The 22,227-nt window shown below is 39.1% G+C and carries 19 protein-coding genes; 5 read left to right on the forward strand and 14 right to left on the reverse strand.

Annotated elements, in window-relative coordinates; genetic code table 11:
- Positions 1 to 23 precede the first annotated feature (23 nt).
- Together GWC95_RS13340 and GWC95_RS13345 are read left to right on the forward strand one after the other, a co-directional pair.
- Entirely contained in the window at positions 24 to 1,676 is a 1,653-nt protein-coding gene (locus GWC95_RS13340; RefSeq protein ID WP_161819219.1) for a phosphoribosyltransferase, read from the forward strand.
- Positions 1,677 to 1,919: 243 nt separating this feature from the next.
- On the forward strand, positions 1,920 to 2,426 hold the full coding sequence (locus GWC95_RS13345; RefSeq protein WP_161819220.1) for a hypothetical protein: 507 nt from the start codon (positions 1,920 to 1,922) through the stop codon (positions 2,424 to 2,426).
- Between the two features lie 6 nt (positions 2,427 to 2,432).
- Here GWC95_RS13345 and GWC95_RS13350 read toward each other — a convergent pair whose 3' ends face one another.
- From GWC95_RS13350 to GWC95_RS13390, 9 genes are all read right to left on the reverse strand, one after another.
- On the reverse strand, positions 2,433 to 2,999 hold the full coding sequence (locus GWC95_RS13350; protein WP_161819221.1) for an HAD family hydrolase: 567 nt from the start codon (positions 2,997 to 2,999) through the stop codon (positions 2,433 to 2,435).
- Complete coding sequence (gene trpF, locus GWC95_RS13355) at positions 2,977 to 4,272, reverse strand: phosphoribosylanthranilate isomerase (RefSeq protein WP_161819222.1); 1,296 nt, start codon at positions 4,270 to 4,272, stop codon at positions 2,977 to 2,979. The genes GWC95_RS13350 and trpF overlap by 23 nt, the downstream gene beginning before the upstream one ends.
- A gap of 11 nt (positions 4,273 to 4,283) precedes the next feature.
- The gene (locus GWC95_RS13360) at positions 4,284 to 4,838 is read right to left on the reverse strand and encodes a hypothetical protein (RefSeq protein WP_161819223.1); all 555 of its coding nucleotides are present in this window, start codon (positions 4,836 to 4,838) and stop codon (positions 4,284 to 4,286) included.
- Between the two features lie 35 nt (positions 4,839 to 4,873).
- Positions 4,874 to 5,887: a hypothetical protein gene (locus GWC95_RS13365; RefSeq protein WP_161819224.1), complete on the reverse strand. Its 1,014-nt coding sequence runs from the start codon at positions 5,885 to 5,887 to the stop codon at positions 4,874 to 4,876.
- Positions 5,884 to 7,098 carry a phosphoribosyltransferase-like protein gene (locus tag GWC95_RS13370; RefSeq protein WP_161819225.1) on the reverse strand — a complete coding sequence of 405 codons (1,215 nt, stop codon included), beginning with the start codon at positions 7,096 to 7,098 and terminating at the stop codon, positions 5,884 to 5,886. The genes GWC95_RS13365 and GWC95_RS13370 overlap by 4 nt, the downstream gene beginning before the upstream one ends.
- Positions 7,099 to 7,725: 627 nt before the next feature.
- Positions 7,726 to 8,676, reverse strand: coding sequence for a hypothetical protein (locus tag GWC95_RS13375; protein ID WP_161819226.1), 951 nt, complete (start codon positions 8,674 to 8,676; stop codon positions 7,726 to 7,728).
- A 227-nt stretch (positions 8,677 to 8,903) separates the two neighbouring features.
- Positions 8,904 to 9,611, reverse strand: coding sequence for an RloB family protein (locus GWC95_RS13380; RefSeq protein ID WP_161819227.1), 708 nt, complete (start codon positions 9,609 to 9,611; stop codon positions 8,904 to 8,906).
- A complete protein-coding gene (locus GWC95_RS13385) occupies positions 9,568 to 10,905 on the reverse strand; it encodes an AAA family ATPase (protein WP_202630291.1) in 1,338 nt (445 codons plus the stop codon). The genes GWC95_RS13380 and GWC95_RS13385 overlap by 44 nt, the downstream gene beginning before the upstream one ends.
- A 297-nt stretch (positions 10,906 to 11,202) precedes the next feature.
- Positions 11,203 to 11,724 (reverse strand): hypothetical protein, encoded by a 522-nt coding sequence (locus GWC95_RS13390; protein WP_161819228.1) that lies wholly within the window; start codon positions 11,722 to 11,724, stop codon positions 11,203 to 11,205.
- A 340-nt stretch (positions 11,725 to 12,064) separates the two neighbouring features.
- On the opposite strand from GWC95_RS13390, the gene GWC95_RS13395 reads away from it, so the two are divergent.
- From GWC95_RS13395 to GWC95_RS13405, 3 genes are all read left to right on the forward strand, one after another.
- Positions 12,065 to 12,766 carry a M949_RS01915 family surface polysaccharide biosynthesis protein gene (locus tag GWC95_RS13395; protein WP_161819229.1) on the forward strand — a complete coding sequence of 234 codons (702 nt, stop codon included), beginning with the start codon at positions 12,065 to 12,067 and terminating at the stop codon, positions 12,764 to 12,766.
- 280 nt (positions 12,767 to 13,046) lie between these two features.
- Positions 13,047 to 13,523 carry a hypothetical protein gene (locus GWC95_RS13400; protein WP_161819230.1) on the forward strand — a complete coding sequence of 159 codons (477 nt, stop codon included), beginning with the start codon at positions 13,047 to 13,049 and terminating at the stop codon, positions 13,521 to 13,523.
- A gap of 831 nt (positions 13,524 to 14,354) precedes the next feature.
- Positions 14,355 to 15,455 carry a hypothetical protein gene (locus GWC95_RS13405; protein WP_161819231.1) on the forward strand — a complete coding sequence of 367 codons (1,101 nt, stop codon included), beginning with the start codon at positions 14,355 to 14,357 and terminating at the stop codon, positions 15,453 to 15,455.
- A gap of 8 nt (positions 15,456 to 15,463) precedes the next feature.
- Here the strand turns inward: GWC95_RS13405 and GWC95_RS13410 are convergent, their stop codons facing one another.
- From GWC95_RS13410 to GWC95_RS13430, 5 genes are read right to left on the reverse strand one after another with little or no spacing between them, the layout of a single operon-like run.
- Positions 15,464 to 15,889 (reverse strand): hypothetical protein, encoded by a 426-nt coding sequence (locus tag GWC95_RS13410; protein WP_161819232.1) that lies wholly within the window; start codon positions 15,887 to 15,889, stop codon positions 15,464 to 15,466.
- Positions 15,890 to 15,891: 2 nt separating this feature from the next.
- Positions 15,892 to 16,995, reverse strand: a complete 1,104-nt coding sequence (locus tag GWC95_RS13415) for a hypothetical protein (RefSeq protein WP_161819233.1) — start codon at positions 16,993 to 16,995, stop codon at positions 15,892 to 15,894.
- Positions 16,996 to 17,048: 53 nt separating this feature from the next.
- Positions 17,049 to 19,715: a porin family protein gene (locus tag GWC95_RS13420; RefSeq protein ID WP_161819234.1), complete on the reverse strand. Its 2,667-nt coding sequence runs from the start codon at positions 19,713 to 19,715 to the stop codon at positions 17,049 to 17,051.
- A complete protein-coding gene (locus tag GWC95_RS13425; protein ID WP_161819235.1) occupies positions 19,705 to 20,523 on the reverse strand; it encodes a GLPGLI family protein in 819 nt (272 codons plus the stop codon). The genes GWC95_RS13420 and GWC95_RS13425 overlap by 11 nt, the downstream gene beginning before the upstream one ends.
- Before the next feature lies 1 nt (position 20,524).
- Positions 20,525 to 21,184: a response regulator transcription factor gene (locus GWC95_RS13430; protein ID WP_161819236.1), complete on the reverse strand. Its 660-nt coding sequence runs from the start codon at positions 21,182 to 21,184 to the stop codon at positions 20,525 to 20,527.
- Positions 21,185 to 22,227: the final 1,043 nt, after the last annotated feature.

Consider the following 22,227-nt stretch of genomic DNA (forward strand, 5'->3'; position numbering starts at 1 on the left):
TTTCACCTTCTCGATTAGAAGAAGTGAAAAAGGATTTTATTGAGTTTACCAATCAAATCAAAAAAGAGTTCGATAGCACGGTTGCCGAAAATAAAGAGGTGATCGGAAAATATAATTTTGAGGTAAAAACTGGAATCAGCTCGAAAGTCATTACTAAACTAACCCCGTCTGAGCAGAAGTTATTGAAAGAAGTTGAGAGCCGTTTTTCTTATGCACATTATTTTATCAGGGAAAATGGAAAATTAAAAAACCGGAATGAGATTTACTACTCTACGCTTTTAGATGATTCCAGGAGTTCGCAGGTGATTAACCTATGCATGTTTTTAGATACAAATTTGGCTATTCTGCAGGGGCTTCAAAGCAGCGATTTCCTCGGCGACAATTTTATATTAGCATCTATATTGGATGATATCAGATTCAAGTTCATAATTCTCTTTGAGGATATCTTGGAAAACATTTCCGAATTTACATTTGATATCAAAGAAATAGAAAGCTTGACCGGATGCGCAATCAGCAACTACTATAATTATATCTTGGGTATTCCGCAGTTTATCATCAGTCATTCACAATTGATGCAATTTGTCAATTCTGCAAGAAAGTTCATTATTAATTATCTTGAGAAATTTAATAAAGACCTCAAACCTTTAAGAAATTATAAAGAGGCAGATATACCACTAGACAACCTTTTATTTATAAGTAAATTAAAAAAGAACCTTCCACCCGATGAAATTCATTGGATTATTGGAATTCGATTCGGTGGCATTGAACTTCCGTTTTTGATTAAACATTTTATATATCAGCAAGCCGAAATCAAACATCTTAAAATATCTAATTATTCTCAAACTGATCAGGGTTCGAACTTAGAATCAGTCCAACAGTTTGCAAGTGATAACAAAACAAAACTTGCGACTAGAAATATTTTAATAGTCGATGATTCGATAACTACCGCGAGGACTGCGAAAATTATAATTGATGCACTAAAGAACAATGCAAAGCATCTTTATTTTGCTTGCGTATACCACCCAGAAGCGAAGCGAATACCACAAATGAGAATGGAAGGACATGGCGGAGTTAATATAGAGGAATTAAAGAAATGCTGTGTTTTGCGAGAGGCTAACTATACTGCTTCTGCAAACATGAGAGACTACCTCGGTAGGAATAAAAAATTTGATCTAACAAAAGAATCAATTAAAACCCACTTGGCTAAAAATCCAGTTAGGATCAAGTTCCAACCACAGGAGGACGCGATAAAAGATTCATCTACCGTTAAAGTATTCATTGCTTGTGACAAAGTAGTGATACCCGATCATTTTGACCCGCTATCTTTACTACGAAATTATTTTTCATCGAAGAAAGAATATGAAATAGTTGACGACTGGATTGGTGGCGAGCAAAAACGGGTTGAAGTAATAGACGGTAAACAACAATACACTGAGATTGAGGGTAGGAATTATCTTCATGAGGCAATCAACGATATACACAGTTCAGATATAGTAATCCTGTATTATCCAGTTCATTCTGTATACTTGGCTCTCCTGTTTAGGATCGCTGAAGAAAAAGGAAAAGAAATATGGGTATGTTATGGAAAAAAGGAAGAGACAAGAGGATTTGACCACTATGCAAACAAAAAACTAATTCAAATTACAAGACTCAACTCGACGCTCTCAAAATTATAATGTCGGGTTAAACTGGATTGCAGGAAAGAAAAGTGCTTACATGGGTAAGGGCTTGGCGTATTTGATGCATAAAATTAAATTCTGCGATGGTAACCTGGTAAAGTAAGTTAGTTAAAGTCAGGGCCTGGTACTTTTTTATTTCTAAGCAAGAGCAGTTGTAAAGGTTTTTGTATTTTAGTTTATAAACGACTGACGATTAGGGGTTTATTTTGTAATAAATGGAAACCAGCGAATACTTAACTAATGGGCACAACGATAATAACTGGGTTTTGGACATTTTTCTGCAACCCTAAATACTGGGCGGTGGATGACTTCCTAAGAACGCACCGCATTGGTGCAAAAAGTGAATACCGGATCACAACTTGGCAGAAGGACTTTTTTGAGAAGGGGCAACTAGGTGTTATCCGCGTAGGTTTTGATTCCCGTAATTCGTCTGAATTGAACGGCAGAATGCGTTTGGAGCGTGGAGTATATGCGGTTGTGGAAGTGACGGGGAAAGCTTTGCCTTTTGGGAAGTCTAAATCAAATTTCAAGATTGACCATCAACAAAATGAAAAAGAACGGTTTTCAGTGCCGGTCAGATATATTCGCAACTACATCAATCACCCGATCTTACTGACCTCTATTGAGGGCGATCGACTAATCTCTTTGGATCGATACTTGGTGAAGGGGATTCAAGCAGCATCAATGCCGCTTCATGAAGATGCTTTCAATCGCATTTTATTGTACGGCGAAGAAGGAGGGGCTTAGGTGGGACTAACTAACCAGAATTGCCCTACCCAGTTTAGAACGGAATTTTACACAGTTTGCTTCGCTATCATCGATTAAAATGCAGTTTTCGAAATTATCAAGAGAATACTCGCGCAAAATATTTTCAAAAAGAGATTCAGTATCGTTTTTCAAAGCACCTAGTTTGTGCGACAAAAAGAGACGATCAAAATGGCTTTCGAGTTGATATTCTGTAACAATATGATCAAACAGGGAAAAATTATCGGAGGCCAACACCTTTTTTGCATTTGGAAAAATGGCCTGAATTGAGGCTAGCAGTTCAAAATCAGGTCGGTAACAGTCCATATCTTTCATGAACATTTCTACAATAAATGACTCTTCAATGGGTTCACCTCTTTGAGAAAGTTCGGAGATGGAATATCTACCGCGCATAAGATCGTTTAGCAACTCTGGATTATCGAATACCATATCACACCAGATTTTGAGCGCCTTACTTTCTTTCGACTGACGACACCAATAAAAGTTTGGCGACAGAACACCAAACCAGTCAATTACCACCAGTTCGATTTGATTACGCTTTAGAAATTTGCTCATGGATCGCAGGTAGTTTAGTCCAATCGGAAATTACTTCCTTCCCGATTATGTAGTTGAAATCTCTTCCAAGCCTTTGTTGAAACATTTTGACAAATTCAATGTTCAGGTTTCGATCGAGCCACACTTCTTTGTCCTTAAATTTATCTTCGTGCCGTTTGTAGACTTCTATGAAGGATTCGATGTTTTGTTTTTTTTCTGGCGGAGGAACAACAATTGAAATGAAATCGCATTCAATAAAGCGTTCAAAAAAAAGATCCAAGTCTTTGTAGAACACCGAAGGAATTACTTTTAAAACTGAATCATTGAATTTTTCTTCATAGCCATGTTTCCGTTGACTGGTGAACAAACTACAATCAATTTCAGGAAAAAATTGCAGAAACACATGGGTTAACGAAAGGCTATATTTTTTATAAAAGTCCGCAATTTGTTCACGCAATTTCTCATTCGAATTCAAAAAAAAATGAATTGAATGTGGCAGTTGCGATAAAAACCTTTCTTTTTCTTCAATTCCGCATTTTGTTGTATCAAAGTTGGGGTACAATGAGGTATCGGAATAATCGAGGTGATAATCCAGATTGGGATCCACAAAATACCGGCCTATATTTTTCATCTGAGTCAACGGAATATCTGTAAGGCTCACAGAGAAAGACCTTGTTCTCGGAAACTTAAGCACATCCACTAAATTTTCAAGGCTGCGAAAATTGAGTAGATTGCCGCTTCTAAATAAACTCTGCACATCAAATCCTGCAGTTCCCACCTTTGCAAGTTCACGCACCCTTTTCGGATTGATGCCACCAGCTAGTAGGGTTTTGCTTAACAAGCTCGGCGGTATATTCTTCAGATGTTTATAAGCGCTTGCCTCACCAGTCCCGCCGCGATAGTTTGTATCATATACGACCCAATCCAAAAGTTGGTCCATTTGTGCAAAGTTAGGCGACGATTCTTCGTCACTCAAAACGCCAAACAGCGATAATTTCGGATTCGTTTGTTTAATTGTTTGAACCAATTCTGCGTTGAATGGGTAGTGGAATTGAATGCCGGCAGGCTGATAAAGAGCGATCACTTCTTGAAGAGTTACTAGATCATTGATGTAAGTGACAATAATCACCTTCCCATTTTGCGCCTTTATATCCTGTACTAATTGAAAACGTTTACCAATATCTTTTTTGTAGATGACATGCACACCGAAAAAATCAGCTTTCTGCTTGAGCGCAAAACTGGCAAATGCGATCGAATCGATCTTGCATACTTTTAGTATTTTTTGGTCTTTCATGGATATTGGAATCATTTAACTAATACACAATACGGAAATACCAACTCGCTTTCATATTCAATTCGTGCAGGCGCAGGTGGACAATCTCTTGGTTCATATTGTGCGCAACTTTTGTCCGCTCTAAAACGCAGATGCTCATTCAAATATTTTCCTTTCCGCTGGCCTAACATGGATCTGTATTGCGACAAATCAAGATCATAGTTCACCTCTTTCAGGCCTTTCGCAACAAAAGCAAATTTACTTCCCACCAATAAAACCTCTGGGTGTAGGTTTACCCAATCGTAGCCGTTTTCTGATAAAAACTCCGATTTTAGTAGCGCTGATGAGAAATCCGATTTTGTCGTTATAAAGAGCAGCTTGATGGTCGCTGCACCCTGCTTTTGTGCCTGGTCAACAAACCGACGGACTTTGCCAGGATGGCAAAACGCTCCCCCATATCCGAAATAAAACACACCGACTTTGTTTTCTTCGTTGGTTTTTATCTGGATAATTTCATCCAGGCCGTAGCCACAAAAAGGGCCGACCTTCATTACGATGATAAATTCCTTGTCTTTTGTGATTTCCATGCAAATAGTTGAAGCGCTAACGCGACATCGCTAATTTATTTAATTTTGAACAGATACGTCTTATTTAATCCTAAGGAATAGACACTGGAATATTGAAAAGACGATTCCTGGACGATTTCACAGCCGAATCCGGCCTCCTGCAGCCTTTTGCATAACAGATAACACCCTACAATTAAGGGTTTGGGGCCAAAAGGAGCAAAAAGAACCAAATATCCGGCACGCTCTGATTGTTCAACCCTATCAATAATGTGATTAACAACATCTTCCAGTTTACGAAATCCATCCTGAATCGAAAAATGGTTGACTACATTGTTTCTCCATTCCTTATATGCCTCCCCAAGCAAATTGATATTACCTGCTATAGCGTCATAGGAACTCATCGGTTCGCGTCTACGCATATAAACAAATAAGTACTGCTCAAAGTTGTTGTATCTTGCCACTTGGTCAGCAATAAGCTGCCCGCTATAGCCAAGATCGCTTGGAAAAGTTATCAAAGTCCCTTGCACATACTTATCAATCAATTTATTGATCGATTCATGATTGAGAATACCTTTCATCTCACCAATAGCTTGTGGGTATCTGATTTTTGGATAACTGTTGGGGCTTGAATAAGCCATTGAAAAATCTGACAATTTTTCGTCTCCCAAAAATTCCTCACAAACATGAACAACAACAGATTTTGGGATGCATGAAATATCAAAAATGACATTATCCCCATCTTTGAGATAATCATTTTTCAAATGCAAAATCTTCATAGGTGTATACCTATCGGGGTACGCGATTTCAACTACATTGTAATTAATTCCGGCGGCTTTGAGCCTCTCAACAGACTTATTGAACAAATTAATTTTCAAATCATCAAGGATATCTATTTTATAACTGTGCGATTGCAACTTGATCACCACAACTCGAAAATTCTTTTTTGAAAGTTTTAGGATCTCTTCCAGAAAGCCGATCGAACGATCTTCATAATTCGGAGAAATAAAGAATAAATACGACTTGTTGATATCGATTTGATAATCAAGTTGTTCAATATCAATTTCCTTCATACAGGTACTTTTGGCGGGTTCATTAATGCTTTCAATAAAGTTTGCAACTGCTCTTTATTGTCTTCTATCGATTTTAGGTGATCTCCATCGCCACTTTTCGATTGCGTAACTCTTGAAATAGTTCGGGGGAAAGGTGGTATGTAGTTGATACCATATTTAGCAATAAACTCTTTGCTTGGCTTATACCAATAAATCGGGAGGGAATTACTTGGAGCGTTCCGCTGCGGAATTACTGTATATCCACAATCTTGAAAGCCGTAAGCCATTGTCTTTCTATCACATTTATCTCGTGTATGATCATGAGCCGGATCTTTGTCAATATACTCACCGGCGAACCAGTTACATAATTCAAGCACCTGTTTATACACTTCCTGATCTTTCTCAAAAAGTAATGTTGACGGTAATTCACTTTCGCCCTCTAATTTCCACACCTCTTCAGGGACGATTCTCAATTGGTCATTATAGAGTTGCGCATAAAATACCGAAACACTTTGTCCGCTGAACTTCGCTTCAATTGCGCTTAATGCTTTTGAAGAAATTATCTGTGCGCATACAATAATTTGAGGTTTATCATCTGGATCATAACAGATATCTCGCAATTTAATCATCCGCTCGATATCGGATTTAATTGAAGTTCCGCTAAAGGAAAAATCTGTTAAGAGAATCCATATTTTTTTATCTAGTAATGCTTTGATACTTGTTTGCAGCGCCGTATTTTGTCTTAATGATTCACAGGTATTGTAGTTATTTAATGATGTGATAAACTCTCCAACAGACTTGCACCTAGAAAAAGTGGCTGCATCGAGTCTGCCTTCAATATGGTTTACACGAAAAAAAGCTTCGATTAATCCAGATGGATCGGTTTCGAAAATATGCATTGATTTCACAACCTTGTCGTAGTCGTTTTCATGCTTTGCTAAAACTTCTTTGAAAAGATAAACCAACGCATCTGACAACAATCCCTCACCGACATAAAAAACATTAGCAAAGAGAGTTAACGCAACGTGTTGGTATTTGTCTGGAATAAATTGTAGTGAGGTTTCGATTCGTTTATAATAGGTTGTGCTGTAGGTACTGTCAAGGCATAAATATTTTTCATACTTCTGGAGCAACTCCAGTAGGCTCAGCTTTGCGATTAAATTTTGGTTATCTATAAAACTGGAATTCGCAATACCCTTAGCAAGAATTTTTTGAATTAACGTTTGCTGCATACAGATAAGTTTATGCGATTTACAATCTTCACTAATTGCCGTCGATTTGGAACGATAAGAAAACGCTTGGTCGTCGCGGACCTAAGTTGCTCATGGGTTTTTTAAAGGATTGTTGGCGATTTCTGCGGGGGGAGCAGCAAATAGCAGACTCAAAAAATGCTAATGCAATTCAAATTAAGAATTTTAATCAAATAAAAGACGTGGTGTTTTAATTTGTTTTGAAAAATAAGGATAGCACTAAGCATGTAATTGGTTTTCAATAATTTTTCGGATTGTGAATTGAAATCAGGCGTATTAAGAAGCATGTCGATATAGCCAAAGTCACTTTTCGTGGCATCGCCTTTCTCTCAAACAGTTGTGCTACCGATTCGAGATCCATCTCAGTTGCAAGTCTTACAGAAGCGGCCGTAAGATAATTATTAGTTATCCTTTCTTGAATGCATAAGACCCTTAGTCCTAATAAACCAAAACCTGATTAATAAAGTAATGAGGTTTACTCTACAAAAACAACTTTATCGTATTAGTAGTCAAACTATTAAATCAGTGAAATTGCGTACGGGAATGTCATTCCGTATTTTAAGCGACACCCGTTCAACTACGGCATTCAAAATGAGGAAACTGTAACATCTAAACAATCCTGCCGATTTCCATATACATGCCTTCGTGATAGTAAAAGAACCCGTTATAGTTGGTCTCGGCAAATACTTGGGGGAACAAGCGTTGATCGACAAACAACCCAGTTGTAAAGACCTTGTTATCCAGCGGCTTTGTTATAAAAAGCGCCGGGTTAATATGGAACTCTCTCCGATCAGGTAATTTAAACCCGATGATAAAATGCGGCAGTATACCCGCTGTAAAACTAATTTCGCGTTGTTTTGGAAATGGAACTTTATAGGTGGGAAGTTTATGTTTTAAAAAAAGTTTAGCCATTGACAAACCGGAACCCATACGCCAACCGTAAAGTTCAATTCTATCACCGGATATATTTCGCTGGTTAGCAAAACCTGATGCGATATTCAAATCTGTAGACGTTGACACAAAATGTGATTTCTGCTTATACCCTGACTCTGCCAGGTGATGTAACAATATGAGGTAGTAATTGCGAATCTGCATCTGATCCACATAAGGTATGTCTGTAATCTTGCTGATGAAAGCTTTTCTATTTTTTGTAACGAAATACTCGCTAAATGCTATGTTTTCCTGAAAGAAACGCACATAGTAGGGCGCTTTATTCTTCTTACATTCCACGAATTTATTGAATAAATAAGTGAAAGCTTGTTGATCTGTATTATGGATTGCAAAGTTATTGGCACCATGGTTTGGTTGTTGAAAATGACGGGCTTTATCTCCTATCATAAACAATCTTTCTCCCAACAGTTTGATATCATCCCCGGTCATCCCTAAACGTTGTTTTACAGCAGCCAGACTATCGCCTCTGAATACTCGTAGACCTCTCCAACCTGCAATCCGTCTATCTAGCTCAAGATTGAACATCATCAACGTACTTAATTCACTGTTGGTTGCAGCTCTGTTCAGAACACGAAATGAAATATTATCGGAGTTATTTCTTTTTGTCATATCTCGATATTTTAGAAAAGACTTATGGATAATCTACCAAGAGGAAGTAAAAATAATGGAGCCGCTATTGATTTTTAAGCACTTACGGTGATCTTGTCGAAGATCCTTTGACCAGATCATTGATACTATTATTCTATGGTTAGTCTATACTAAAATATGCTTTAGTGTAAACTGGATTTTCCTTTCAAGCTTTTCTATGGTCGTCAACGAAATTGGTTTGTGCAGATTTAGGGCTTGTAGTTGTGATAAGCTACCCATTCACGTAAATCCTTTACTAGTTGAAAAATTTGGGTACAAGGATTAGCATTGATAGTCCCTCTGGGATGATTTCTATCATGTAGGAATTGTGCTCGTTCCATCGCCTGCGTTTCATTTCCGAGAGCTACTATATATTCCAGGATAACAGCTTTACCATGTCGGTATAGGTACTGTTCGTAACCAGGATGGGCCTGAATGGCTTGCTCCAGGCGATCATAGACATCTTCCCTTCCCAAGGCAGGGAGATGAGTCACTTCCTCTAAATGCAGGAGCAGCCATAATTCGAACACCTCATTACTCCAAGCCACAGAAAAACCTTCTGCACCTGCTAGACTGATTGCCTGATTGAACCTGGCAAGTTTTGCCAAGTCGATCCCCGCATCATCGACATCGAAAACAACCCATACAAAATCAACCTCCTTACCAATTGCGGCTTCGAGATCCTTTAATTCAGTTACCGCCTGCTGCGTAACTCCCAGTGGATCTCTGCCTGTTCCGACGGAATGCACGTACATAGTTTCGTCAGGGAAAAGCGGCTGAAATCCTTCGAAATAGTTTCTCTCCGTGACGCTGTCTTCACAAACGATTAAAATATACTGCGTATATTTCTTGAGCCGTGTCGGACGCGTGACCTCATCCCTGATGGCTTTCTGTGCGAGTTGTCCTTTTTTTGCCATAAACTTTTACAGGTTTGAAATTGCCAAGCATCGGGATGGCGCCATACCTTCCTTCAAAATATCGTTTTTCTTTGTCTGCATCCGGTCTTTCTTTTTTGTCATCCTTGTATGTGAAGTCAGACAAAGAATAGATTTCTGTTGATTCCCAATCATTTTTTTCGCAGAAATAAATCTGATCACGACGGATTGGACAATAGGATAGTAAATTGGTATCGTGTGTCGCAAAAATGATCTGTCCATTATTGGGATTGGTATTTTTGTCTAGGAAAAGCTGGATGGTGTGGAGTGTCATGATTGGGTGCATTTTTGCTTCGATCTCATCAATGACAAGAATACCACCCACAGCAAGAGTGTATACGACTGGACCACTCATTTGAAACGCTTTTTTAGTACCCGCAGACTCTTTATCATCTAGTTTCCATTTCACCGTTTTGTCTGAAGGCTTTCCATTTTTATCATAGTACCGGTGCTCGGTAAAAATGGTATGCGTAGTTCTTCCCGACATTGTATTGGCAAACGACTGTTTCAAATCGTCTGGCATACTGACCGGTAGTTCCGCAATATCAAATGGCTTTGTGGTGACATCCAAATCGAGAATGTTAAGATGGAGTTTTGAAAAATAATTTTTGATATCTTCTCTCGGCCCATCGCTTTTCCATAAACTTGCTATACTTGATTCTTCCTGTTCCGTTTCCAGTCCGTCGACAATGACCAATTTGCGAAACCAGAGAAAAATTTCCTTGGCTTCGTCTACATTGAGCATATCACAGGTTGAAAGAAAAAGACCGTTCGGACGTGTTGCTTCCACTGCCGCATCGATCAGTTTGGCTGATCCACGAAAAGATGTTTTGGGGTCGATCACATCATCTTTTCTTTCAAACAATGATACTTCCCTTGATTCACCTTTTCGGAACATCCATTCACTGATTACCTTTTCTGCATTGAATTCAACACCATAGCGATACCTTTCCTTATTCAAGGCAAAAGTGATCTCGAATACAGTTGGACGGGATTCCCAGCCTTCCCTTAGTTCGAAAGGATCATAAGGTAACAGATCTGTTGAAGACGCCTTGGCGGAAGTATGGATTAGTCTGTCTAGTAAACCTATAGCACGAATAAAATTTGATTTCCCGCTCGCATTATTTCCATAGAATGCGAGGGAATTCAAGGCATTGTATCTCCCTTCCAATAATATATTCGCAGGGAAATCTTTCTGCTTGGGCGCCGGAATTAGACTGATAATTTGCTCTTCCCCAATTGATCTATAGTTGGTAACCCGAAATTCAATCAACATAGCTTATTTTTCGTTATTTTCTCAAAATTAACATAGTTGCATCATATTATCAAGTCTAATTCCTCATTTTACAAGAAATTGACGTTAAAATCTCAAGCGTAGACGGCAACATCTGATCATTATATATTTTTCATAGCAGTTGATTTGGGATTAATAATCAGGGGGAGGGAATTATATCAAAATACATCTAGTATTAGAAGAATCAAAAATTTTCAGCGTTTCCTTCTATATCAGGACATATGATATGCTGAATTCGGCTGTTTTCAAGTGAATTTTCTTGAATCTTATGATGTTTAGTTATCCTGCAGTCAATATACTTTCATTTAGAATTTCTGCTGCTATCGTACGTTCCCTCGTTCTACCTACACGTAAAGCATCTACCATCGCCAGTAATTTGTACAATTCATCATCTTTCTTCGCTGCTAATACCTGTTTTTCATAAAAAGGATCAATTGCAAAACCTCGATCTTTTCCTCCTAATTCTGGCCACACATACAATTCGCTGCTAACAATACGCTTTTTCATAACAGGATGAGAATGCGCTGTTACGATACCGTTAACCATCATACCAGGCTTCGTAGGAAAAACACAAGGCAGACCGGCCTTTAGGAATTCAAAAAAGGTAAGACGGTTTACACTTCGTAACTGCGGGATAAATAAACCTCCGAAATGACTCCTATTTAAAGACTCAGATACTTCAGATTGACTGATACATAACTCTGCAGCCAAATCCTTAACTAGCCAAGGATCTTTCTTTTTTGTTATGATTGCCAGCAATATAACAACATCGTGGGGGCGCATTCCATTATGCTTTCTCATAATCGAATATAACAGAATATCGCAAATCGCGATATGCAATATTGTGTTTTCACAATTATCCCAAGATGATAAGTCAACGCTAGTACGCCATCCACTACTGATGTAATCAATTGTTAATCAATAAAACATTTATAGACTATTTTCTTCTACTGTATTCTAAAATTCGGTCTACTTCCGCCTCCAGGCCGCAAACCAAAGTCAAATCATCAATAAAGTGTCGCGAAAAAAATCCATCAGCCTCAACGGAAAGTTAAGGAAAGGTTAAGAGCCTTTCCTTTTTTTATTGTATACTTGTCCATTTGTTGCCGGTTATTCGACACACCCCTTAAAATAAAATATAGTGCGGCAAATTTTCACCTTAACCATCGCTCTATTTTGCCTGACAAATAGCATTGCTCAAAAGTCAGCAGTTACTTCAAAAATTCTTACATCCAAAGAGATAAGAGAGGTTTTCAATGAGACCATTCTCAAGACACTCAATATAACTTTTCCAATTTTCCGGATTTACAAATACACAGATAAAAGCGGGGAATATTACTGCATTTTAGCAGAAAGTACGGACCAAATAACTAATGAAAAAGACACACTTCATCACAAGATTAAATCAGTAAACGTTAAGCCCGTTAGTGGATCCTTCACCAAGACATGGGAAATAAATGACAACGTTATTAAAAACGACAATGATGAAAATTCAATTAGGTTTTGGACAAAATATATTGACTTTAGAGATTATGACGGTGATGGTTTAGTTGACCCTATCATTATTTATGGCACTCTGGCTGCGAATGGCTATGATGACGGGCGAATAAAATTCATCATTTATTATAGAGGAGAAAAAATTGCTATCAGGCATCAAAATGGCGTCCTTGATTTTGAACGAGAAACGCAAGTTGATAAAGCTTTTTATGAACTGCCGCAATCCTTGCAGATAAATGTCAAGCAAAAAATGGAGTTAATGATGAAAAATGAGCATGCGATTTTTCCGGCGGGGTGGCAGATAGCAATGAAAAATAAAAAGACGATATTCAACGAGAGACGATAACAGTCGTCAGACTGAAACTTTCAACGAATCCTTTCTTTCGGGAACACCTCAGAAGCGCTTGCATAATAATTAGGCAAGCAAATATTTGTATCACTGTTTTACCATTAACAAAATTTAGATACAAATCTCAGCCAACCGAGCTAAGTCCGCTAGAAAATTTTTCGAAAACCATCCACTTCGGGCAACGGAAGTAAACCCTGAAATACCAATATTTCGGGGTTTTTTATTTGTTCTTATGAACTATTGGGTATTTTGAATCTACTATCTAATGCACGTTCACATGAAAAAACTATTACTCGTTTCAGCCCTTTTCTTCTCATTCTCATGTAAAGATCGCGAGGACAATCAAAGGAAGGAAGCAGCTAATTGGGAAACGATTCAGATTATTACCCGTACTCAGAAAATCATCATTTACAATTATCTCGATACTGCAACTTTTGAACAAAAAATATACAAAAAAGACACTACCAAATTCCCTGGTGCTTATGAGCTAAAAGGAGTTGAAAGCAAAAACTTTAATTTATCACGATTAGAACGAGATTCATTAAGAATTTATACGTACGATATCATCACGAATCCGCATTTCACCGACAAAAACGCAAGTGATTATGCAGGTTATGTTTTAATAAAATTGACAGATAGAAATACAACACTAATGTGTGAATACAAATCTGTGGGTGAATGGTCAGAAGTTTCTGACCTCACTAAAAAAATATATAGTTTACTTAAAGCTAAAATACCAATTGCATCACAATAAATTTAGTTCTCACGACCAACCATCATATCGGCTAAAATGGCGAGGTCATCCACAAAATGGCGCGAAAAAAATCCACTTCCCTCAACGTTAAGGAAAGGTTAATAGCCTTTCCTTTTTTATTTAGATCTTCATGGACTGAGACGACAATATTTCAGGAGGTTTTTGCCTCTACATTACACGATTATTTCAGCTGAACTTTAGCCTTATTCACCAAAAAAAGACAATAATGAAAAATCGGATGAAAAAAATTCTGATTGCAGTTGCAGTACCATTGTTGGGAATCGTCTGCTACAATTCAATGGCCCAGGTTCCAGGTCCTGAACATTGCCCTGAATTTTGTGAGGCAAGTACCAGGTACAACTGCATCGTGTTTAACACGCAAACGAATGCTCAGTATGTATGCCCCCTTCAGCAAGTGAAAGGCACACCGCCTCCGGTTGACTAGGTCTTCGTATAAGTTTTTAAAACAGGGGGTGTATGAAAATTTACATCCCTTGTTCTCATTTTTTTTAATCTACCCAGCAGCTGTCCAGCCCCCCCCTTCATAATATTTTACCCGCAAAACCAACAAGCAAATTGTGCAAAATGCTTGCAGCATTGAAAGGCACCATCAACGCCTAAACCATCTGACGGGAAACTGCCTCTCGTTTTGAATAATTGAAATATGAGCACTTATCATAATACAACATGTCGCGTTCCTGACACCGGACCTGGCTATATTTGTTCTGTTACAAAACCGGGAAAGGGAATAAGTTGATGACCACCGTTATTTCTTGCGAATACCCAAAAATTAAGCCGGGAACCGATTACAAAAAAGGTAAATTTAACCCTATGAAAACGGGATTCTCGAGATTTCTACTTCTGGTGATTTTTGTTGGTTCATTGACTAGCACTCAAGCCCAAACATTAAAGCCGCAAAGACTCCGATCTGAGTTTGTAAAACTTGTTGAAGTCAAAAGGCCGGTTTCTGTAAATGTGATACCTGATTTTAACTTACTTATCATCGGCGATGGAGCGGCGGGTTTAGGCGCTCCGCTCTATTATGCATATACCCTCGACTCAATTAAATTTATAAAATCCTTTTTAACGCTTGGCGTTTCTGAAGGGCAGGTTGCCGGGGCCAGCGATATTCAATATTTCGAAGGTGATCGATATGCTCACATTTTTGATTTTAATCTGCAAAGGTTTTGTGAATTATCCCTTGATTCAATTGCAAAACCGAAAGCGAAGGTCAGTATACTGAAGTATTTTGGCAGGGATGCTTCCATATTATTTAAACGACCGAAGAACTTTTCGGAGTTCACATTTACTTACCCAATACTGCTGCCAAGGGAGAAAAAAATTATCGATATTGATAACAACCTTTCCGTAGGGTTACGATTTTCAAACTACTTCCCGGAGCTCGCCAAACCGGTAACCCACATGCTAAAATTGTATGCTACTGATGGGAAATTTCTATCAAGCGTTGGAAAATTACCGGACACGCTCAATGGCACTTCTAACCCGGACCTGCCTCCGCTCTTTGGCGGGTGGCTGAATGCTAATGAAAAAGGGGACCGAGTAATATTCCAATCTCACCAGGCAAATCTTATCTCACTTTATAAAACTGACGGTGAATTGGTGGCCATGTTCAAAGGAAATCCAGAAACGGCAAACGCTACTTTATCAACGGCTGAGATGTTTCCCACGAGTGGGGAATCTTATTCAAGAATGACAAAAATGTACGGGAAGAGTATTTTTGCCATCCATAGTAGCCCTAAAAAATTCGAACAGGAAGAAAAAGGGTTTGTAAACTTATATCGCTTCAATCAACTTCTCGTACCAAAGGAGCTTTTGTTTATCAAAGGCGGTCAAATATCCTTCGACGTAAATCCAGCCAACGGTAAAATTTATGCCCTGGATAGAGAGGGGTTATATATCAATTGGAAATAGTCACGACTTCAATACGGTTCTTGCCTTTCTATGGTATGATCCCGATTCACATGCGTTACTATATTTAGCTTGAATACCGTACCGAAATAACCAAGCTCATCCACTATAAAGCATGATTTGATTTCTGCGGACTCCATATTTAGACGGAATACGTGTTCATTTTTGGTTAATGCAATCAATACGATGGCACCCTGCAGCGTATCTGTGTGTTTTAATTCAAGTTCCTTTGCTTTTCCAATGCACATCGAACAATCCCCATCCAGGTAGTATATCTTAACGTATTTTCCGTCAACGCCTGGACAGTTCTTTTTTATTTTCGCTATTGCCGTGGCATCGAGCATCTGCTTTGATGTTTTTTCTTCTTTCGGATGGCAGGCCGAGGAAAGCGCCATCATCATAGCCAAAACATATAAAAACGATTTACACTTTTGCATTTTTAAAATTTGAAGGTTACAATATGTGGCCGGTTTTCGGTAGACAGACCGTACACTGTACGTGTCTTCCAATCTACATCAAAGTCAAATATCTTTTTATCAAACCGGTAGATAGTAAGGGGTTTCAATTTGTGTGAGAATTCGAACATTTCATTGGAATGTTCATCCCTTTTACTGATTAGTTTTCCATTGTACAGTACCAGGAGACTATTTGCTCCCATTAAGGCGCTCGACAGGTAAGTAGACCGACTCGATTTGCCGGGCATAAAAATATTACCCCCGTTCGCATTTCTTTTTTCGTATCCTGGTTTCAACAGATCAGGACCCTGTTTCGCCATGATCAATTTTCCGGAAGTGTCGTACACCGCAATGACATCGGTGCTGAAATACGTGTAAATCAGTCGGTCTGAGGCATCAGAAATACTTACATTTCCAAAAAATATTTCACGATAAGCATAGTGGGGAAATGAATCGGAATACGCGGGGTACGAGCCTTTTCCAAACTTATATTTATATGTGCTGTCATAAAAATCAAGCACGTGTAATGGCTCCCGAGGTAAATTCGACGCTACGCTGACTATGTTTCTGTCATGGCCAAAGACCACCGGATTCATTAATTGACGGGTATAGATACTGGGTTTAAATTTATTTATTTTTTCTCCCAACATTCCTGCTGCAATTCCCCGGGATTTATTACGCAGGGAATCTATTGAATAATAGAAAAAATTCTGCAGAACGTGGTCAAACACATACACTCTTCTTTCCTGCGCATTGTATTGAAGCGACATGGGAGCCAACTGTTCTCCCGGCCCTACCCCATCCTTTATAAATGGCTGAATCATTTTGAACGAATCCAGCGTATAGGCTGAAGCAAAATAACCTCGTCCCTGGCTTTCTAAAATCAGAATCAAATTTTCCTTTGGAATTACCTTAATCCTGATTGGACGAAATACGCCCGGCAGGTCCATTTCTACGCCTTCAAGGTTTTTATTATTAGCAAAATCTTCCCTTGAAAAAGTGTCAAAGTTTCCTGCAGGATGTTTTGATGAACAATGAACAAATAACGCACAAGATAAAAGGCAGGCAAACAAATAAGATGGCTTCATAGGCAAATGAAAAGGAATATTGATTCAGAAGTTAGAGGTAAAACCTCCTGCTTTTAAAATCGGTAATTGATTTTTATAAAAAAATTTCTGGGTCGTATCAGGTACACGGATTCGCTGTAAAAATTAGAACTGGTGCTTATGTTTTGGTATCCGGTCCTGTTTAAAATATTGAATACGCCAAGCTGGAGATCGTACCTAACTTTGGCAGGCTTGTATTCACAGGTAAAATCCATAAACGAGGCTGTATTATTATTGATGATTCCGGGTCGTGAATTTTTATAAAACTCAGCTGCCACCATCATATTTACAGCCTTGTTCAAAGGAATTGTGAAATCAATCTTGTTGAGTAAGTTGGACGATCGTTGCGAAATCTGATTGCCACTGGTCCCAACTGGTGTATTTACAAACATGTTTAAGTTCAAACTATAGTTGACGAATAAGAATGAAAGTGGCTTAACAGAAAATTTGCAGTTCGTGGTCCAGGAACTGTTCAGGTACTTCAGTAAAAAACCATTTTGGAACTGTAGGAACTCGTTTAAAGACATCGTTTGGCTGAGCGCAAAATTTGACCGTATAACAGGAACATATTTTGACACCCGTAACCCAAGATTGAACCCATCTGTTGTATTGTCGAAACGATAGTTAACGATGGTTGTGGCAATTGGAGATACCGCATACAAAGGAATTGTGTTATTGTTGGTTCGATAGTATCCCATTGAGACTGTCGCAAATAGAAAATCAGGTACATCATTCAGTTCGTAGGATAGCAAAACGCTGGAGATTTTTGATACGGGTAATATTCCAACCTTCGAATTAAAGGTTCGGTAACCATTCAAAATGTATCCCCGGTAAATATCAAACTGGTTTCCGATAGTTCGCCGAACTGAGGAACTTAGTTGTATGAACCCCTGCTTTCCAATCCGGGATTTTATCTTAAACGAGGGCTGGAAAAAAAGATAGCTATTGTGCTCACTAAATCCCGTATCCCGGTAAGTGATGAACATTTTTTCAACCGGCAACGCAAATTCGTATTGTACCAGATCCGAATTCCTGCTGAAAACAGCTTCTGCAAAAACGCTTGTTTTATAAAAATTCAGATGATTTCTGAAAGTGTCGGCGATCGAGGTTTTTACTCCGCTTAGTTCTGTTTGGAGATCGCTTACAATTTGCTGTGATTGCCAGTCCACACCAACTTTATACGATTGCCTGATCTTGGTCAAGTATTTTATTGACGCATAGTTTCGAGACGTAAATCCAGCGTTTCTTGCAGATTCTGCCAGGGCATCGTAGGGATGACCGTTATTAAGAAGCGATGAATATAATCCTGGCGTTAGCTGGCTGAGCTGGGGACTGGTTCTGTAGAACAAATAAGAATACAGTTCCAGGATCAATTTTGGCGAAAGGACCTTGAGAAACCTGGATGAATTAAAAATATCAGTTTTCCGGCTCCGGAGTTTCTCCTGAAAATGCCCGGAAGTTGATGTTGTTACATCGCTTGCGGCATCGGACACCTGGGTTTCCAGTCCTGACGTATTATTGAAATATATTTTCTTTTTATTAAGGGAAACAGTTATGCTGGGGCGTATATAGGTTTCAGAAAATTTTGTAAAGAAACTTTCATTATAACGGATGGTGTCGGTGGGAAGGAAAACCAATTGCCTGTTACTGTATTCATTTACAATGTTTCCTTTGAAAATGCTGCCATTAAACCGGATTTCGAGTTGCTGGTTGGTTTTACTGAATAAATTAATGTCTTCCAGAAAATCATCATTCAATAACACCCGACTGGATGCCAACGGTGCCTGTACAATCTCATTTTTGAGCAACTGTCTGTCGTCACGGGCATTAGCCTCGGATTGAAAATGTGGGATGATATCCTCCCTGATATTACGACCCGCATTCGAATATTTCAGAGCGTTGAGTATTTTGAAAGACTTTTTAAAAGACATTGTGTTGAATGTTGCATCGCGTAACCCTGGCTCGCCTATCGAAGCACTCGCATCGAACAAAAATTTCATTCTTGCTTTGCTTTTTAGCACGATATTCAGACCGGCAGTCTCTGTCAGTTCAATGTCTCTGAGCGTTTGTATGGGCTGGTGGTTCTGAAGAACCTCAATCGATGCAACCATGTCATTCGCCAGGCTTTTGGTGAGCGTGTTGTATTTACCATCTACCAGGTTGTCTCCATCTACGTACAGGGAATTTATTGACTTACCTTGGAATTTTATCTCACCGTTATCCGACACTTCCAAACCGGGCATTTTTTTTAAGACATCAAGTATGGTGCGGTCTTGTGGATGACTGAACGAATCTACATTGTATTTAATGGTATCTCCTTTAGACCTTACTATGCCCTTTCCAGATGTAACTACCACTTCCTTCAACAGCGCGGCGCTTGGCAGGAGTTCAAAATCTACCGTGCGAATGTTTGAATCAAGGTAAATCAGCATTTTCTGATAGCCGTTGGCGTTTACTGCTACGAACAGGCTGTCTCCCTTCTTCCAATCGGGTACTTTAATGGAATAGTACCCTAAACTATCTGTAATAGAATATGCCAAAGTCAATTCCTGTATATTTAAAACTGAAACGGCGATGGAAGAAAGTTTTTTACCTGAGATATCGGCTACCTGTCCCTTGACAATAATCTGAGAAAACCCTGCATGTATACAACCAAAGAAAGCAACTAAAAGAATAGCAGCTTTTAGGTATTTATTGGTCATTCTTCTCTATTGGATTATTAATTTTTCTTGGTTTGGGCATCGTTGGCAAAGAACCGCCTATGGGCACAGATATGGCCACCAGGTTGCCAGTACCCCCGCCGGAATTATTCAGCGCGGCAGGATCGTTATCAATCGCCGTCATTATCTTTCGGTACCGTTCGGCACTTATCCTAATGCCTTTTCTATTTTCTGACAACCCTTCCATGCCCTCTGACGCGGTATAAAAAGATACGAAATTAAATAAGACCTCTTTTTTTTCGTCTCCAATCTCAAGTATCAACCCTGGTAGTCCCCCGAATTTCCAGGGTCCGGTACGGTAAGGCAATTTATTAGTGAACCATGCCTCGTAATTGCGGCCCTTGAACCGTGTCGTAGCTTTTTGACACAGATAGCCACCCAGGTTTTTTGTTTCCAGTGTAATTTTCCACTCAGGCAGAGGAAGTTCCTCCGACACCACGTATTCCACTTTTCCCAGCACCAGTTCGGTAAACATGGAATGTTTGTCGATACTTTTATAGATGGAAGCTTTGTTCTGATCGGTAAAGGCGGAAAGGGGAATCCCGCTGGATGTAGTACCAGGTGCCGGAGCTCTACCGATTTTTTTTATACCAATCGCATACTTATCGTACCAACTGGATTGTTTGCCAGCAAGCAATAGAAAGTTATCAATGTAGGGGTTACCAGGCTGCGTGGAATCAATGATATGCGTCAACTTATATTCTACAATAATTACTATAGGGTCTTTGGTTTGAGCGCACAGAAAACCGCAAAGAGTCAAGGCAATTAAAAGCGAAAAGGAAATTTTCATTTTAAGTTATATTGGTAATACTATAAGTGAGACCATTGTTTATTGCAAAAAGTGTCAATTCACTGCGATTTCTTATCCCGAGCTTTTGATAAATCCGATCGCGATAATTGTGAATCGTTTTTTCACCCACTTTCAGCCGATCACCGATCTGGTGATAATTGAGGTCTGTTGCAAGCATGTTGATCACCACGGTTTCTCTCGGAGTCAGATAGCTTCTTCCGAAAAACCCTGGTTTCATCCCGTTTTGTCGGGGCTTTACCAAAGCCGGGATTTGAATATTGGAAAGATAACTGCCCTTCTCGTATACGGCCCTTATTGCCGTGGGCAGTTCAGTAATATCTTTGGCTTTGTTCAGGTAAGCAGAGGCGCCAGAAGTGAACATATGAACCATCGCGTCAATTCCGCAAACAATGGAATAAACGATTGGGCGTACTTGGGGAAAATCTGCCTGAAGTTTTTTTACAAGCTCATGTCCATTCATTACCGGCATATTTATGTCAATAATTGCAATATCTGGTGCCTGGGCCACAGCCAGTTTTTTGAGAAAATCCTGGCCATTGGAAGCTTCCATCGATATAAAAACATCGCCACACTCTTCCAGTATTTTTCTGATGCCGGATCTGATCGCTGGATGGTCATCAACGATTGCTAAATTAATCATGCCGTATGAAATAAATGTTTCAATGCATCAAGCCTGCACGGATGAGTTCGTTCAAAAAAAGTTTCAGTTTTATTACCCTTCGGAATAGTTACCGGGCTTAACCAATACGTCGCTCTTACCTGAATGATACAGTATGGAGGCAACAACTCCGTCGCATGTCATTCCCAATAATGTCCGGTGGTAAAATCGTAATACAACGATCACAATTGAGCTTCAAGTAGATCGGGGGAGATTGTAAATAGCTTGAGCCAATGCTACATGTAATATAAGTGATTGACCGTTAATGATCCAAAATAAATTTTAAATTTTCGGTAATTTTTAAGGCTGATTTCATTGTTAATTTACGTTGCAGTTGCTTCTACGCAGGCGTATTTTCTATGGTGCGGACACCGTTACTTGAGGCATCGCCTGTTGCGTAACTACCTTGTACATTTAATTCAGTTACGTAACCGGGTTACCGAACCGGGTAATTAATTACATTCTTTTCCAACGTGCAAAATCCGATTGCAATGATCCATTAAATCCGGTTCAAGCTGAACCATTCATTCTGATTGAAACTGAACCATCTTATCCGCTTCAAATTGATCCATCTTTTTCTTTCTGCAGCAATTGATTAATACGCTTCAAAATTGAATGACCGAGGTCATTCAATTCACTACCTTCCTCAACGATCACAACAAATAACACAGCAACGCACATCAAAGCCATTGATCGCACAAGCTTTTACGCGTTACGATCAGCGTGTTGTACGATGAATGATTGTGTGGTAACTTTGAGAGAACCGCTCCTGGTTCATTGTAATAGATCCTATGCAGCTAAGAGATATAAGAGTGAAGTGTTGTTATGCAATTTTGCGCCAGCAAAAATGTGGATCAGTTTGCTTCGGAAAAGCCGGCTCAGTTTGATTCGATTTTGCAAATTGTGCACTGGTTCAAGCTTAAACGCAATGTGCAAGACTCAGACCGCGGAGTCTTCTTCCAGAGACATCCGAGGAGAACAATCCGACTTTATTTCATTGGACCATTTTAGGAATAAAAAAACAG

The sequence above is a fragment of the Sediminibacterium roseum genome (assembly GCF_009939005.1).
GTDB lineage: Bacteria > Bacteroidota > Bacteroidia > Chitinophagales > Chitinophagaceae > Sediminibacterium > Sediminibacterium roseum.

What these genes read in the sequence shown, in the direction of transcription:
- GWC95_RS13345 (WP_161819220.1), top strand. Translation starts at nt 1,920, where the DNA reads ATGGGCACAACGATAATAACTGGGTTTTGGACATTTTTCTGCAACCCT.
- GWC95_RS13350 (WP_161819221.1), bottom strand. Translation starts at nt 2,999, where the DNA reads ATGAGCAAATTTCTAAAGCGTAATCAAATCGAACTGGTGGTAATTGAC.
- trpF (WP_161819222.1), bottom strand. Translation starts at nt 4,272, where the DNA reads ATGAAAGACCAAAAAATACTAAAAGTATGCAAGATCGATTCGATCGCA.
- GWC95_RS13360 (WP_161819223.1), bottom strand. Translation starts at nt 4,838, where the DNA reads ATGGAAATCACAAAAGACAAGGAATTTATCATCGTAATGAAGGTCGGC.
- GWC95_RS13365 (WP_161819224.1), bottom strand. Translation starts at nt 5,887, where the DNA reads ATGAAGGAAATTGATATTGAACAACTTGATTATCAAATCGATATCAAC.
- GWC95_RS13370 (WP_161819225.1), bottom strand. Translation starts at nt 7,098, where the DNA reads ATGCAGCAAACGTTAATTCAAAAAATTCTTGCTAAGGGTATTGCGAAT.
- GWC95_RS13375 (WP_161819226.1), bottom strand. Translation starts at nt 8,676, where the DNA reads ATGACAAAAAGAAATAACTCCGATAATATTTCATTTCGTGTTCTGAAC.
- GWC95_RS13380 (WP_161819227.1), bottom strand. Translation starts at nt 9,611, where the DNA reads ATGGCAAAAAAAGGACAACTCGCACAGAAAGCCATCAGGGATGAGGTC.
- GWC95_RS13385 (WP_202630291.1), bottom strand. Translation starts at nt 10,905, where the DNA reads ATGTTGATTGAATTTCGGGTTACCAACTATAGATCAATTGGGGAAGAG.
- GWC95_RS13390 (WP_161819228.1), bottom strand. Translation starts at nt 11,724, where the DNA reads ATGAGAAAGCATAATGGAATGCGCCCCCACGATGTTGTTATATTGCTG.
- GWC95_RS13400 (WP_161819230.1), top strand. Translation starts at nt 13,047, where the DNA reads ATGAAAAAACTATTACTCGTTTCAGCCCTTTTCTTCTCATTCTCATGT.
- GWC95_RS13405 (WP_161819231.1), top strand. Translation starts at nt 14,355, where the DNA reads ATGAAAACGGGATTCTCGAGATTTCTACTTCTGGTGATTTTTGTTGGT.
- GWC95_RS13410 (WP_161819232.1), bottom strand. Translation starts at nt 15,889, where the DNA reads ATGCAAAAGTGTAAATCGTTTTTATATGTTTTGGCTATGATGATGGCG.
- GWC95_RS13415 (WP_161819233.1), bottom strand. Translation starts at nt 16,995, where the DNA reads ATGAAGCCATCTTATTTGTTTGCCTGCCTTTTATCTTGTGCGTTATTT.
- GWC95_RS13420 (WP_161819234.1), bottom strand. Translation starts at nt 19,715, where the DNA reads ATGACCAATAAATACCTAAAAGCTGCTATTCTTTTAGTTGCTTTCTTT.
- GWC95_RS13425 (WP_161819235.1), bottom strand. Translation starts at nt 20,523, where the DNA reads ATGAAAATTTCCTTTTCGCTTTTAATTGCCTTGACTCTTTGCGGTTTT.
- GWC95_RS13430 (WP_161819236.1), bottom strand. Translation starts at nt 21,184, where the DNA reads ATGATTAATTTAGCAATCGTTGATGACCATCCAGCGATCAGATCCGGC.